This window comes from Thalassospira sp. A3_1, from assembly GCF_017744215.1.
GTDB lineage: Bacteria > Pseudomonadota > Alphaproteobacteria > Rhodospirillales > Thalassospiraceae > Thalassospira > Thalassospira lucentensis_A.
Genome location: NZ_JAGHQQ010000003.1, coordinates 181,078 through 194,537 on the forward strand (window position 1 = coordinate 181,078; position 13,460 = coordinate 194,537).

Genomic DNA, 13,460 nt, shown 5'->3' on the forward strand with positions numbered 1-13,460 from the left:
GGGGGCTTGCATGAGCGAAGTGCTCAGCGATAACAGCGCCGCGCTGAAAGATCTTAAAGATCTAGTGGTGTCCCAGTTTGCCGACAAGGTTCTGGAAACCCAGTACCGTTATGGCGAGCTGTCCATCGTGGTCAAACGCGATGCTATTCTTAAAGTTCTGACATTCCTTCGCGATGATGCGGGCTGCCTGTTCAAGCAGCTTGTCGACATTTGCGGGGTTGATTATCCCGAACGCGCCGAGCGTTTCGACGTCGTGTATCACCTGCTGTCGCTCAAGCATAACCTGCGTGTGCGTGTGAAGGTCCGTACCGACGAAGATACCCCGGTGCCCAGTGCCGTTCCCGTTTACAGCGCCGCCAACTGGTTCGAGCGCGAGACATGGGATCTGTTCGGCATCTTCTTTGACAATCACCCGGACCCGCGCCGTATCCTGACGGATTATGGCTTTGAGGGTCATCCGCTTCGCAAGGATTTCCCGCTGACCGGTTATGTCGAGGTTCGCTATGACGACGAGCAGAAGCGCGTTGTCTACGAGCCGGTGAAACTGGTTCAGGATTTCCGTAACTTCGATTTCGAAAGCCCGTGGGAAGGCATCCAGCATGTTCTTCCCGGCGATGAAAAGGCGGAGGGCAAGGCCTGATGTCGGAACAAAAAATCAAAAACATGACCATGAACTTCGGCCCGCAGCACCCTGCGGCGCACGGCGTTCTGCGTCTGGTTCTTGAAATGGATGGCGAGGTTATCGAACGCGCCGATCCGCATATCGGCCTTCTGCACCGCGGTACGGAAAAGCTGATCGAATATAAGACCTATATTCAGGCGACCCCGTATTTCGACCGTCTCGACTATGTCGCGCCGATGAACCAGGAACATGCCTATTGCCTGGCGATTGAGAAGCTGATGGGTGTCGAGGTGCCGAAACGCGCCCAGTATATCCGCGTTCTTTATGCGGAAATGGGTCGTATCCTGAACCATCTTCTGAACCTGACGGCCTTTGCGCTTGACGTTGGTGCGATGACCCCGCTGCTGTGGGGCTTCGAGGAACGTGAAAAGCTCATGGAATTCTATGAGCGCGCCTGCGGTGCACGTCTTCATGCCAACTATTTCCGTCCGGGCGGCGTTGCAGCCGATCTTCCGGCCGGGTTGCTGGCCGATATTGATGCCTGGTGTGATCAGTTCCCGAAATTCGTCAACGATTTCGACCGCATCCTGACCGGCAACCGTATCTTCAAACAGCGTACTGTTGATATCGGGATTGTTTCGCCCGAGGAGGCCCTTGATTGGGGCTTTACCGGGCCGAACATCCGCGCATCGGGCATGGCGTGGGATCTGCGTAAATCGCAGCCCTATGACTCGTACGAAGATTTCGATTTCGACATTCCGATCGGCAAGACCGGCGACTGCTATGATCGCTTCCTGGTGCGTTTCGAAGAAATGAACCAGTCGCTCAAGATCATGAAGCAGGCCATCAAGGAAATGCCGGATGGTGCTGTTATCGTTGAAAATAACAAGGTGGCGCCGCCGTCGCGTTCAGAAATGAAACGCTCGATGGAAGCCCTGATCCATCACTTCAAACTCTTTACCGAAGGGTTCCACGTTCCGGCTGGCGAATGCTATGCCGCGGTCGAGGCACCGAAGGGCGAGTTTGGCGTGTATCTCATTTCGGATGGCTCGAACCGTCCGTATCGCTGCAAAATTCGCGCACCCGGGTTCCCGCACCTTCAGGGCATCGACTTCATGTCCAAGGGCCACATGCTGGCCGATGTCGTTGCCAATATCGGGTCGCTTGATATCGTGTTCGGTGAGATTGACCGATGAGCCATTTGAGAAGACCAGCTCCGAGAGAGCTTCAGCCTGTCAGCTTTGCGTTTTCCCCGGAAAACATGGAGCGGGCAAACAAGATTATCGCCAAGTATCCGGAAGGCCGCCAGCAGAGCGCGGTCATGCCGCTGCTTGATCTGGCACAGCGTCAGACCGAAGGTAACTGGGTTCCGACTGTCGCAATGGATTACATTGCCGACATGCTCGATATGCCGGCCATTCGTGTCTACGAGGTGGCGACCTTCTATACGATGTATAACCTTGCCCCGGTCGGCAAGAACTTCATCCAGGTCTGCACCACGACGCCTTGCTGGTTGCGCGGTTCGGCGGATGTCGTTGATACCTGCAAGAAGGAACTGGGCATCGGAATCGGTGAAACCACCGAAGACGGTCAGTTTACCCTGATCGAGGTTGAATGCCTTGGCGCGTGCGTTAATGCACCGATGATGCAGATTAACGACGATTATTACGAAGACCTGACTGCCGATAGCACCAAGTCGATCCTTGATGCCCTGAAAAAGGGTGAAAAGCCGAAAGCCGGTCCGCAGATCGGTCGTCGCGGCTGCGAGCCGATCGATGGTCCCAAGGTTCTGAAGGCATTCTGTGGCTGTGGCGCTGCCGATCAGTCTGCTGATGCAAGCGAAGGGGAGGCCTGAGATGCTGCAGGATAAGGATCGTATATTTACCAACCTGTACGGTTTTCAGGACTTCGGTCTTAAAGCGGCACAGGCGCGTGGCAACTGGGACGGCACCAAGGCCCTGATTGAAAAAGGGCGCGACTGGATCATCAACGAGATGAAGGCATCCGGTCTGCGTGGTCGTGGGGGCGCTGGCTTCCCGACCGGCCTGAAATGGTCGTTCATGCCCAAGGAATCCGATGGTCGTCCGAGCTATCTTGTGGTGAATGCCGACGAGGGCGAGCCGGGCACCTGTAAAGACCGCGAGATCATGCGCAATGATCCGCATACCCTGATTGAAGGCTGCCTTCTGGCCAGCTTCGCGATGAATGCCCATGCCGGATATATCTATATCCGCGGCGAGTTCTATCACGAGGCATCAAACCTTCAGCGTGCGATTGACGAAGCCTATGAAGCCGGTCTGCTTGGCAAGAATGCCTGCGGTTCGGGCTGGGATTACGACCTTTATCTGCATCTTGGTGCAGGGGCGTATATCTGTGGCGAGGAAACCGCGCTGATCGAAAGCCTTGAGGGCAAGAAAGGCCAGCCGCGTCTGAAGCCGCCATTCCCGGCCAATGCCGGTCTGTATGGCTGCCCGACCACGGTGAACAACGTCGAATCGATTGCTGTGGTGCCGGAAATCCTGCGCCGTGGCGGTGCATGGTTCACCGGTTTTGGTCGTGAAAACAACCACGGTACCAAGCTGTTTGCGATTTCCGGCCATGTCGAGAAGCCCTGCACGGTCGAGGAAGCCATGAGCATCCCGCTGCGCGAGCTGATCGACAAGCATTGCGGCGGTGTTCGTGGCGGCTGGGACAATCTTCTGGCGGTTATTCCGGGCGGTTCGTCCGTTCCGCTGATGACCAAAGACATTTGCGACAATGTGCTGATGGATTTCGATGCCCTGCGTGAAGTGGGATCGGGTCTTGGTACGGCGGCGGTGATCGTGATGGATAAGTCCACCGACATCGTTTACGCCATCGCGCGTCTGTCGGAATTCTACCAGCATGAAAGCTGTGGCCAGTGCACACCGTGCCGTGAAGGCACGGGCTGGATGGCGCGCATCATGGCGCGCATGGTCCGGGGACAGGCCACGCTTGATGAAATTGACCTGCTGTGGGATGTGACCAAACAGGTCGAAGGCCACACCATTTGTGCGCTTGGCGATGCAGCCGCATGGCCAATCCAGGGTCTGATCCGTCACTTCCGTCCCGAAATGGAACGGCGGATCAAGGAATATCGCGCACGGATCGCGGCCTGAGAGGGGCCTGTTGAGAGGGATTGAGACATGCCGAAACTGACAGTTGACGGTATTGAAGTTGAAGTAGAAGCCGGGGCGACAGTCCTTCAGGCCTGTGAAGAGGCCGGGAAGGAGATTCCGCGTTTCTGCTATCACGAACGCCTGTCAATCGCCGGCAACTGCCGTATGTGTCTGGTCGAGATGGAACGTGCACCGAAGCCGGTCGCGTCCTGCGCCATGCCTGCGGCAGATGGAATGGTGATCAAGACGGATTCCGATCTGGTCAAGAAAGCACGCAATGGCGTGATGGAATTCCTGCTGATCAACCATCCGCTGGATTGCCCGATCTGTGACCAGGGCGGTGAATGTGACCTTCAGGACCAGGCAATGGCCTATGGTTTTGATGCGTCGCGCTATGCCGAGAAAAAGCGTGCGGTGAAGGACAAGGAACTGGGCCCGATCGTCAAAACGATCATGACCCGTTGCATTCACTGCACCCGTTGCGTCCGTTTTTCCGAGGAAGTCGCAGGTGTCGGCACCATGGGTGCTGTTTACCGTGGCGAGGATACCGAGGTCGGACCGTATATCGAAGCATCGATCAATTCCGAACTTTCGGGGAACCTGGTCGATCTTTGCCCGGTTGGTGCGCTGACGTCCAAGCCCTATGCGTTTACCGCGCGTCCGTGGGAATTGAAAAAGACAGACAGCATCGACGTTATGGATGCGGTTGGATCAAACATCCGTATCGATTCCCGCAGTGCCGAAGTCATGCGCGTTCTGCCGCGTACCAATGACGACGTGAACGAGGAATGGATTTCGGACAAAACCCGTTATGCGATTGACGGCCTGAAACGCCAGCGTCTGGATCGTCCGTATGTGCGTGTCGATGGCAAGCTGAAAGCAGCAAGCTGGGAAGAGGCCTTTGCCGCGATCAAGGCAAAGGTTTCCGGGCTTGATGGCAAGAAGATTGCAGCGATTGCCGGTGATACGGTCGATTGTGAATCGATGACGGCCCTTAAGGATCTGATGGGGACCCTTGGGTCGCCGAACCTTGATTGCCGTCAGGACGGTTCGAAAATCGGCGGCCCGCGTGCCTCTTATATCTTTAACACCACGATTGCCGGGATCGACGAAGCCGATGCCTGCCTGATCGTTGGGGCGAATGTCCGCGCAGAAGCACCGATCATCAATTCCCGCCTGCGCAAGCGCTGGCGTGCGACGGCCGGTGACTTCAAGGTTGGCATCATCGGCGAAAGCTGGGACCCGACCTATAAGCACGACTATCTTGGTGCCGGTGCGGAAACGCTTTCCGCGGTTCTCGATGGCAAGAACGATTTCGCCAAGGTTCTGAAAGCTGCCGAAAAGCCGATGATCATCGTTGGCATGGGCGCGCTTAACCGTGACGACAGCGATGCGGTTCTGGCGACCGTCCGGGCGATTGCCGACAAATACGGCATGGTTTCGGGCGAATGGAACGGTTTTAACGTCCTGCACACCGCCGCATCGCGCGTTGGTGGCCTTGATCTGGGCTTTGTTCCGGGCGAGGGCGGTCTTGCGACTAACGACATCCTTGATGCCGCGGCAAAAGGCGATGTCGAGGTTGTTTACCTTCTGGGTGCCGATGAAATCGACATGTCGAAACTTGAGAAGGCCTTTGTGGTCTATCAGGGGGCGATGGGCGATGCCGGTGCACAGGCAGCAGACGTGATCCTTCCGGGTGCTGCCTATACCGAAAAGAATGGTACCTACGTCAATACCGAAGGCCGCGCCCAGCAGGGCTGGCGCGCTGTTTTCCCGGTTGGCGACGCCAAGGAAGACTGGGCGATTGTTCGTGCGCTTTCGGGTGCACTTGGCCAGGCGCTTCCGTATGACAGCATTGAAGCCGTGCGTTCGCGCATGGTTGAACTCAGCCCGACTTTCACCTCGCTGAATGCTGTTACCAAGGCAGAGTGGGCCGATTTCGGCAAGAAAGGCGATATGAAGCCAGACAGCTTTACCTCGCCGGTTCGCAATTTCTATATGACCGACCCGATCAGCCGTGCATCGGTGACGATGGCCAAATGTACAGAGGCCTTTGTCAAGGATGCGGCTGCCGAGAAGGTTGCCTGAGTTTGGGGGGCGGCGATGACATCGTCGCCCGTCCCGCAAGGGGGTGTCCCAATTCAGGGACGAAACGCAAAAGATACGGTTTGACCGATGGAACTTCTTTGGGACGGATATATTGAACCGCTGGTCTGGATCGTCGCCAAGATTTTGGCGATTGTTGTCCCGCTGCTGGTTGCTGTCGCCTATCTGACCTATGCCGAGCGCAAGGTCATCGGTGCGATGCAGTTGCGCAAGGGCCCGAACGTTGTGGGGCCGTTTGGTCTTCTGCAGCCGCTGGCCGATGGTCTGAAACTGTTTCTGAAAGAAACAATCGTTCCGACCAGTGCCAACAAGGGCGTGTTTATCATCGCCCCGATGCTGACTTTCATTCTGGCGATCATTGCCTGGGCGGTTATTCCGTTCGACGAGGGCATGGTACTGGCGGATCTGAATGTCGGCATTCTGTACCTGTTCGCGATTTCATCGCTGGGTGTTTACGGCATCGTGATGGCCGGTTGGGCATCGAACTCCAAATACGCCTTCCTTGGTGCGCTGCGTTCCGGCGCTCAGATGGTTTCGTATGAGATTTCGATTGGCCTGATCATCATTTCCGTTCTGCTGACCACCGGGTCCCTGAACCTGAGCGACATCGTTCGCGGCCAGGGCGGCGGTATCTGGGAATGGAACTTCATCTATCACCTGCCGATGTTTGTGGTCTTCATCGTGTCGATCCTGGCCGAAACGAACCGCGCGCCGTTTGACCTTCCGGAAGCGGAAGCCGAGCTGGTGTCGGGTTATAACGTCGATTATTCGGCAATGACCTTTGCGCTGTTCTTCCTGGGTGAATACGCGAACATGATCCTGATGAGCGGTCTTTGCGCCGTTCTGTTCCTGGGGGGCTGGACCGCGCCGCTGCCGGTTCTTGATTTCATCCCGGGGCCGATCTGGTTCATCCTGAAGATCTGCTTCGTTCTGTTCATATTCCTCTGGGTGCGTGCGACATTCCCGCGTTACCGCTATGACCAGCTTATGCGTCTGGGTTGGAAAGTCTTCCTGCCGCTGTCATTTGCCTGGGTCATGCTGGTCGCCACGTTCCTGGTTGCTTTTGACAAGGTCCCGGCCTGATCGCCGCGCATCGGAAAGAGAGAGGTAAACGATGTCATTTATTGATCGGACGGCCCGGAGCTTCCTGCTGGTGGAACTCGTTTCCGGCATGGCGCTCACCCTGAAATACATGTTCAAGCCGAAGGTGACGCTGAACTATCCGTATGAAAAGGGTCCGCTGAGCCCGCGTTTCCGTGGCGAACATGCGCTGCGTCGCTATCCCAACGGGGAAGAGCGTTGCATCGCGTGCAAACTTTGCGAGGCGATCTGTCCCGCGCAGGCCATCACCATCGAGGTTGAGCCGCGCACCGACGGTTCGCGTCGTACGACGCGCTACGATATCGATATGACGAAATGCATCTATTGTGGTTTCTGCGAGGAAGCCTGCCCGGTGGATGCCATCGTCGAAGGTCCGAACTTCGAGTTCGCAACCGAAAACCGCGAGGAGCTTCTCTATGACAAGGACAAGCTTCTTGAAAATGGCGAGCGTTGGGAAGCCGAGCTTGCTGCACGATTGGAGGCAGACGCACCTTATCGGTAAGTGTCGCGTCTGATCGTTAAAGAGAGAGTTCATGGGCCGCTGTCTGCCATTGGGGCGGGGCGGCTCGCCAAGGGGGTACCTTATGGTCGTACAGGCTTTGGCTTTTTACCTGTTTGCTACTGTCGCGGTTCTGTCCGCGACTGCGGTTGTGACCGTTCGCAACCCGGTGCATTCGGTACTGCTGCTGATTTTGACATTTTTTAACGCAGCCGGGCTTTTCGTCCTGCTGGGTGCTGAGTTTCTCGCCATGCTGCTCGTCGTCGTCTATGTCGGCGCGGTCGCGGTTCTGTTCCTGTTCGTCGTCATGATGCTCGACATCAACTTTGTCGAGATGCGTCAGGGTTTCCTCAACTATCTGCCGATCGGGGTTCTGATCGCGCTGGTGCTGTTTGTGGAACTGGCCTTTGTCGGCGCGGGCTGGGCACTGTCTGATGACAAGGTTGCGGTTCTGGCGCATCCGACGCCCGCCGGACTGACCAATGTCGAGGCGCTTGGCCAACTGATCTACACCGATTACGCATACATCTTCCAGGCTGCCGGTCTGGTGCTGCTTGTTGCGATGATTGGCGCAATTGTCCTGACGCTGCGTACCCGTGAAGGTGTCCGCCGTCAGAAAATCTCCGAGCAGGTCAAACGCGATCGCGCTGACACGCTTGAAGTCAAAAAAGTTCCGGTCGGTAGGGGGATCTGATGGAAATCGGTCTTGCACATTATTTGACCGTCGCGGCGATCCTTTTCACACTCGGGATCTTTGGCATCTTCATGAACCGCAAGAACGTCATCATCATCATGATGTCGATCGAGCTGATGCTGCTGGCAGTCAATATCAACCTTGTCGCGTTCTCGTCGTTCCTTGGCGATCTCGTCGGACAGGTCTTCACCATCTTCGTCCTGACCGTTGCCGCCGCCGAGGCAGCGATCGGTCTTGCGATCCTGGTGGTCTATTTCCGTAACCGCGGCACGATTGCGGTTGAAGACATCAACATGATGAAGGGGTAAGGCAGATATGTATCCTCTGATTGTATTCCTGCCCCTGATCGCTGCCACGATCGCAGGCATCATCACGCTGGCCGGCGCCATGTCGTCCACGTCCGATGCCGGTCACGGTCATGACAGCCACGGCCATCATCATCACGGTGTTTCGACGTCTGACCGCATCTCCCAGCTGATTACGGTTGGCGGTGTGGTGACGGCCTTCATCATTTCGATTTTCGCCTTTGTCGATGTTGCCCTTGGCGGCAACCCGATCACGGTTCAGCTGTTTACCTGGATTTCTTCGGGGAACTTCACAGCCGAATGGGCGCTTCGTTTTGATACGCTGACCTGTGTCATGCTGATCGTTGTGACCGGTGTGTCGTCGATGGTTCATATCTATTCCATCGGTTACATGTCGCACGATCCCGACAAGCCGCGTTTCATGGCGTATCTGTCGCTGTTTACCTTTGCCATGCTGATGCTGGTGACCGCAGACAACCTGATCCAGCTGTTCTTTGGCTGGGAAGGGGTGGGGCTTGCGTCCTATCTTCTGATCGGTTTCTGGTATTCCAAGCCGTCGGCATCGGCGGCTGCGATCAAGGCGTTCATCGTCAACCGTGTTGGTGACTTTGGTTTTGCGCTTGGTATCTTTGCGGTTTACGTCCTGTTCGACAGCGTTCAGTTCGACGTGATCTTTGGCAATGCCGAAGAAGTTGCCGGAACGACCCTTCTGTTCCTTGGTCATGAGTTTTCGGCGCTTGAGATCACCTGTTTCCTGCTGTTCATCGGTGCGATGGGCAAATCGGCACAGCTTGGCCTGCATACGTGGTTGCCTGATGCGATGGAGGGCCCGACGCCGGTTTCCGCACTTATCCACGCGGCAACCATGGTGACGGCCGGTGTGTTCATGGTCGCGCGCCTGTCGCCGATCTTTGAATATGCCGAAACCACCCTTGCCATCGTCACGGTTGTCGGCGCATCGACCGCGTTCTTTGCCGCGACGATTGGTTGCGTTCAGAACGACATCAAGCGCGTGATCGCCTATTCGACCTGTTCGCAGCTTGGCTATATGTTCTTTGCCTGCGGCGTGTCGGCCTATTCGGCGGGCGTGTTCCACCTGATGACGCATGGTTTCTTCAAGGCGCTTCTGTTCCTTGGTGCCGGTTCGGTGATCCATGCGATGTCGGACGAGCAGGACATGCGCAAGATGGGCGGCATCTACAAGATGGTTCCGCTGACCTTTGCGGTGATGATGGTTGGTACGCTTGCGATTACCGGTTTCCCGGGGCTTGCGGGCTTCTATTCCAAGGACCTTGTCATCGAAAGCGCGTTTGCGGCACATACCGCAGTCGGGACCTATGCCTTCTGGGCCGGTATCCTGGCGGCACTGATGACGTCGTTCTATAGCTGGCGCCTGATCTTCATGACCTTCTTTGGCACCCCGCGTGCGGACGAGCGGACCATGGCCCATGTCCATGAAAGCCCGGCTGTCATGACGCTGCCGCTTCTGTTCCTGACCATCGGCGCGATCTTTGCCGGCTGGTTCGCCAAGGACTGGTTCGGTGGTGGTGACTATGAAGAAATGCTGGCGTTCTGGAATGGCGCGATCTTCATGGCCGAAGGTCATCAGGCCCTTGAACATGCACACCATGTTCCGGGCTGGGTCAAGCTGGCACCGTTTGTTGCCATGGTATCGGGCTTTGTCATCGCCCTTGTGATGTACAAGCTGGTGCCGTCGCTGCCGCGTCAGTTGGCCAATACCTTCAACGGTCTGTACCGCTTCGCACTGAACAAATGGTACTTCGACGAGCTTTACGACAAGATTTTCGTCAAGCCAGCCTTCTATCTTGGCTATGGCTTCTGGAAATCGGGCGATGGTGCGCTGATCGACGGTGTCGGTCCGGATGGTGTCGCCGCAGCATGCCGTAACATTGCACGTCGTGTCAGCGCCCTTCAGAGCGGTTTCGTCTATCACTATGCGTTTGCGATGCTGATCGGTATTGCCGCCTTGGTGTCTTACACAATTTGGAAGATGGGTTAACGGGCGATGAGCGATTATCCAATTCTTTCGATCGTCACCTTTTTGCCGCTGATCGGCGCACTGTTTGTGCTGCTGATCCGCGGGGAAGAGGCGAATGTCGCCCGCAACTCCCGTTGGGTTGCCCTTTGGACGTCGGGCTTTACCTTTGCCGCATCGTTGATGCTGTGGGTGAATTTCGATAGCACCACGGCCGATTTCCAGTTCGTTGAAAAAGCCGACTGGATGCCGGGCCTGAATATTTCCTATCACATGGGCGTGGATGGCATTTCGATGCTGTTCGTGCTTCTGGCGACCTTCCTGACGCCGATCTGCATTCTGTCGGCATGGGAAGCAATCCAGAAACGCGTGAAGGAATACATGATCGCGTTCCTGATCCTGGAAACGATGATGGTCGGTATGTTCAGCGCGCTTGACGGTCTGCTGTTCTATCTGTTCTTCGAAGGCGTTCTGATCCCGATGTTCATCATCATCGGTGTCTGGGGCGGTCAGCGTCGTGTTTATGCAGCCTTCAAGCTGTTTCTTTACACGCTGCTGGGGTCCGTTCTGATGCTGGTCGCGCTGCTTGCGATGTATTTCGATGCAGGCACGACCGACATCCCGACACTGATGGCGCATGGTTTCAGCTATAACATGCAGCTTTGGCTGTGGCTGGCGTTCTTTGCATCCTTTGCCGTCAAGGTACCGATGTGGCCGGTTCACACCTGGTTGCCCGATGCCCACGTTGAGGCACCGACTGCCGGTTCGGTGATCCTGGCGGGTGTTCTTCTGAAAATGGGGGGGTACGGTTTCCTTCGGTTCTCGTTGCCGATGATGCCGCTGGCGTCTGAAACCTTTGCCCCGCTGGTGTTCACGCTGTCGATTGTGGCGATCATCTATACGTCGCTGGTCGCGCTTGCACAGCAGGACATGAAAAAGCTGATTGCCTATTCGTCGGTTGCCCATATGGGTATCGTCACCATCGGTGCCTTCACCTTTAACCAGCATGGCATCGAAGGTTCGATCTTCCAGATGCTGAGCCACGGTGTGGTTTCCGGTGCATTGTTCCTGTGTGTTGGTGTGGTTTATGACCGCATGCATACCCGCGAGATCGATGCCTATGGTGGCCTTGTGCACCGTATGCCGGGTTATGCCGTTATCTTCATGTTCTTTACGATGGCGTCTGTCGGTCTTCCGGGGACGGGTGGTTTCGTTGGCGAAATCCTGGCATTGCTGGGCGCGTTCGAAGCCAATACCTGGGTGGCATTCTTTGCCGCGACCGGTCTGATCCTTGGTGCGGCTTATGCGCTGTATCTTTATCGCCGCATCGTGTTCGGGGCCCTTACCAAGGAAAATCTTAAATCGATCCTTGATATGAGCCCGCGTGAATGGCTGATCTTCGCACCGCTGGTGATCATCGTTCTGTGGATGGGGGTCTATCCGGTCTCCTTCCTCGACATCATGCATGTTTCGGTTGAAAACCTCGTCAACCAGGTCGAAACGGCGCAGGCTGCCGCAGCTCAGGCTGCGCAGCTAGCGGCGAATTGAGGGGAATGAACATGGGAGTTTCTATGCTCAACCTCGGGGCGGCATTGCCCGAAATCTTTATGGCCGTTTCGGCCCTTGCCCTTCTGATGCTTGGCGTGTTTGCCGGTAAGGACAAGGCTTTCCGCACCGTTTCATGGCTTGCGGTTGCAGCCCAGATCATCGCCCTTGTGCTGGTGGTTCTGGGTGACGGCGGGGTGGCGTTCTATGGCCAGTTCACGGCAGATGCCTTTGCCAAATTCACCAAGGTGATGATCCTGATCGGTTCGTCGATTGGTATCGTGATGGCGATGAATTACGCCGAACGCGAAAACATGTCGCGGTTCGAATTCCCGATCCTGATCCTGCTTGCCACACTTGGCATGATGGCGATGGTATCGGCGACCGACATGCTGTCGCTGTATCTTGGCCTTGAGCTTCAGTCGCTCGCACTTTACGTGATTGCGGCGATCCGCCGCGACACCGTTCGCGCCACGGAATCGGGCCTGAAATACTTCGTTCTGGGGTCGATTGCGTCGGGTATGCTGCTGTATGGCATGTCGATGGTTTATGGCTTTACCGGTTCGACCAACTTTGCCGTTCTTGGCGATGTGATCAGTGCTGGCGGCCTTTCGGTCGGGACACTGGTTGGTCTGGCCTTCATGTTTGCCGGTCTGTGCTTCAAGGTTTCCGCGGTTCCGTTCCATATGTGGACCCCGGACGTCTATGAGGGCGCACCGACCCCGGTGACGGCGTTCTTTGCCGTCGCGCCGAAGATTGCCGGTCTGGCACTGTTCGTTCGCGTTGCGGTTGGCCCGTTTGCGGGGGTTGTCGAAGACTGGCAGCAGATCATCGTTCTGGTGTCGATCCTGTCGATGGCATGGGGGTCGTTCGCGGCGCTCCGTCAGGACAATATCAAACGTCTGATGGCCTATTCATCCATCGGTCACGTCGGTTTCGCACTTGTCGGTCTTGCGGCCGGGACGTCCGAAGGTGTTGCGGGTATTCTGGTTTATCTGGGTATTTACCTTGTCATGAACCTTGGCACCTTTGCCGTGATCCTTTCGATGCGTCGCAATGACCGCATGGTCGAGGAAATCACCGATCTTGCCGGTCTGGCCAAGACCAAGCCGCTGATGGCTGCCGTTACCGCGATCCTGATGTTCTCGATGGCTGGTATTCCGCCGCTTGCAGGGTTCTTTGGCAAGTTTTACGTGTTCAAGGCAGCGGTTGACGCCGGTCTTGTGACACTGGCGGTGATCGGTCTGGTGACCTCGGTCGTCAGTGCCTATTACTATCTGCGGATCATCAAGGTGATGTATTTCGACGAGCCGGTCGAAGCGTTCGACAAGAACGGCACCGAGATGAATGTGATCATGGCGGTTGCGACGGTCATTCTTCTGGCTTTCGTTTTCTTCCCGAACCCGTTGATGGATAGTGCCGGCGTTGCCGCGACGGCCTTGCTCGGGCAGTAAG

At 56.4% G+C, this 13,460-nt stretch carries 12 protein-coding genes; all 12 read left to right on the forward strand.

Annotated elements, in window-relative coordinates:
- Window positions 1–10: 10 nt before the first annotated feature.
- On the forward strand, window positions 11–640 hold the full coding sequence (locus tag J7395_RS14290) for an NADH-quinone oxidoreductase subunit C (RefSeq protein ID WP_062948558.1): 630 nt from the start codon (window positions 11–13) through the stop codon (window positions 638–640).
- Window positions 640–1,818: an NADH-quinone oxidoreductase subunit D gene (locus J7395_RS14295; RefSeq protein ID WP_062948560.1), complete on the forward strand. Its 1,179-nt coding sequence runs from the start codon at window positions 640–642 to the stop codon at window positions 1,816–1,818. Before J7395_RS14290 ends, J7395_RS14295 begins: the two co-directional genes overlap by 1 nt.
- A complete protein-coding gene (gene nuoE / locus J7395_RS14300) occupies window positions 1,815–2,477 on the forward strand; it encodes an NADH-quinone oxidoreductase subunit NuoE (protein ID WP_062948562.1) in 663 nt (220 codons plus the stop codon). Before J7395_RS14295 ends, nuoE begins: the two co-directional genes overlap by 4 nt.
- Window position 2,478: 1 nt before the next feature.
- Window positions 2,479–3,759: an NADH-quinone oxidoreductase subunit NuoF gene (gene nuoF / locus J7395_RS14305; RefSeq protein WP_062948564.1), complete on the forward strand. Its 1,281-nt coding sequence runs from the start codon at window positions 2,479–2,481 to the stop codon at window positions 3,757–3,759.
- Window positions 3,760–3,786: 27 nt separating this feature from the next.
- The gene (gene nuoG / locus J7395_RS14310) at window positions 3,787–5,847 is read left to right on the forward strand and encodes an NADH-quinone oxidoreductase subunit NuoG (RefSeq protein WP_097050171.1); all 2,061 of its coding nucleotides are present in this window, start codon (window positions 3,787–3,789) and stop codon (window positions 5,845–5,847) included.
- Window positions 5,848–5,934: 87 nt separating this feature from the next.
- Window positions 5,935–6,948, forward strand: a complete 1,014-nt coding sequence (nuoH, locus tag J7395_RS14315) for an NADH-quinone oxidoreductase subunit NuoH (protein ID WP_062948568.1) — start codon at window positions 5,935–5,937, stop codon at window positions 6,946–6,948.
- A 31-nt stretch (window positions 6,949–6,979) separates the two neighbouring features.
- On the forward strand, window positions 6,980–7,468 hold the full coding sequence (gene nuoI, locus J7395_RS14320; RefSeq protein ID WP_062948570.1) for an NADH-quinone oxidoreductase subunit NuoI: 489 nt from the start codon (window positions 6,980–6,982) through the stop codon (window positions 7,466–7,468).
- 82 nt (window positions 7,469–7,550) lie between these two features.
- Window positions 7,551–8,159 (forward strand): NADH-quinone oxidoreductase subunit J, encoded by a 609-nt coding sequence (locus J7395_RS14325; RefSeq protein WP_062948572.1) that lies wholly within the window; start codon window positions 7,551–7,553, stop codon window positions 8,157–8,159.
- Window positions 8,159–8,467, forward strand: a complete 309-nt coding sequence (nuoK, locus tag J7395_RS14330; RefSeq protein WP_007089416.1) for an NADH-quinone oxidoreductase subunit NuoK — start codon at window positions 8,159–8,161, stop codon at window positions 8,465–8,467. The genes J7395_RS14325 and nuoK overlap by 1 nt, the downstream gene beginning before the upstream one ends.
- 7 nt (window positions 8,468–8,474) lie before the next feature.
- Window positions 8,475–10,484: an NADH-quinone oxidoreductase subunit L gene (nuoL, locus tag J7395_RS14335; RefSeq protein WP_062948574.1), complete on the forward strand. Its 2,010-nt coding sequence runs from the start codon at window positions 8,475–8,477 to the stop codon at window positions 10,482–10,484.
- 6 nt (window positions 10,485–10,490) lie between these two features.
- On the forward strand, window positions 10,491–12,008 hold the full coding sequence (locus J7395_RS14340) for an NADH-quinone oxidoreductase subunit M (protein WP_062948576.1): 1,518 nt from the start codon (window positions 10,491–10,493) through the stop codon (window positions 12,006–12,008).
- A gap of 11 nt (window positions 12,009–12,019) precedes the next feature.
- Entirely contained in the window at window positions 12,020–13,459 is a 1,440-nt protein-coding gene (nuoN, locus tag J7395_RS14345; RefSeq protein ID WP_247742188.1) for an NADH-quinone oxidoreductase subunit NuoN, read from the forward strand.
- Window position 13,460: the final 1 nt, after the last annotated feature.

Excerpts from the sequence above, each read along its gene's own strand:
- nuoE (WP_062948562.1), top strand. The coding sequence starts at position 1,815 with ATGAGCCATTTGAGAAGACCAGCTCCGAGAGAGCTTCAGCCTGTCAGC.
- nuoG (WP_097050171.1), top strand. The coding sequence starts at position 3,787 with ATGCCGAAACTGACAGTTGACGGTATTGAAGTTGAAGTAGAAGCCGGG.
- J7395_RS14290 (WP_062948558.1), top strand. The coding sequence starts at position 11 with ATGAGCGAAGTGCTCAGCGATAACAGCGCCGCGCTGAAAGATCTTAAA.
- nuoN (WP_247742188.1), top strand. The coding sequence starts at position 12,020 with ATGGGAGTTTCTATGCTCAACCTCGGGGCGGCATTGCCCGAAATCTTT.
- nuoH (WP_062948568.1), top strand. The coding sequence starts at position 5,935 with ATGGAACTTCTTTGGGACGGATATATTGAACCGCTGGTCTGGATCGTC.
- nuoI (WP_062948570.1), top strand. The coding sequence starts at position 6,980 with ATGTCATTTATTGATCGGACGGCCCGGAGCTTCCTGCTGGTGGAACTC.
- J7395_RS14340 (WP_062948576.1), top strand. The coding sequence starts at position 10,491 with ATGAGCGATTATCCAATTCTTTCGATCGTCACCTTTTTGCCGCTGATC.
- nuoK (WP_007089416.1), top strand. The coding sequence starts at position 8,159 with ATGGAAATCGGTCTTGCACATTATTTGACCGTCGCGGCGATCCTTTTC.
- J7395_RS14325 (WP_062948572.1), top strand. The coding sequence starts at position 7,551 with ATGGTCGTACAGGCTTTGGCTTTTTACCTGTTTGCTACTGTCGCGGTT.
- nuoL (WP_062948574.1), top strand. The coding sequence starts at position 8,475 with ATGTATCCTCTGATTGTATTCCTGCCCCTGATCGCTGCCACGATCGCA.
- J7395_RS14295 (WP_062948560.1), top strand. The coding sequence starts at position 640 with ATGTCGGAACAAAAAATCAAAAACATGACCATGAACTTCGGCCCGCAG.
- nuoF (WP_062948564.1), top strand. The coding sequence starts at position 2,479 with ATGCTGCAGGATAAGGATCGTATATTTACCAACCTGTACGGTTTTCAG.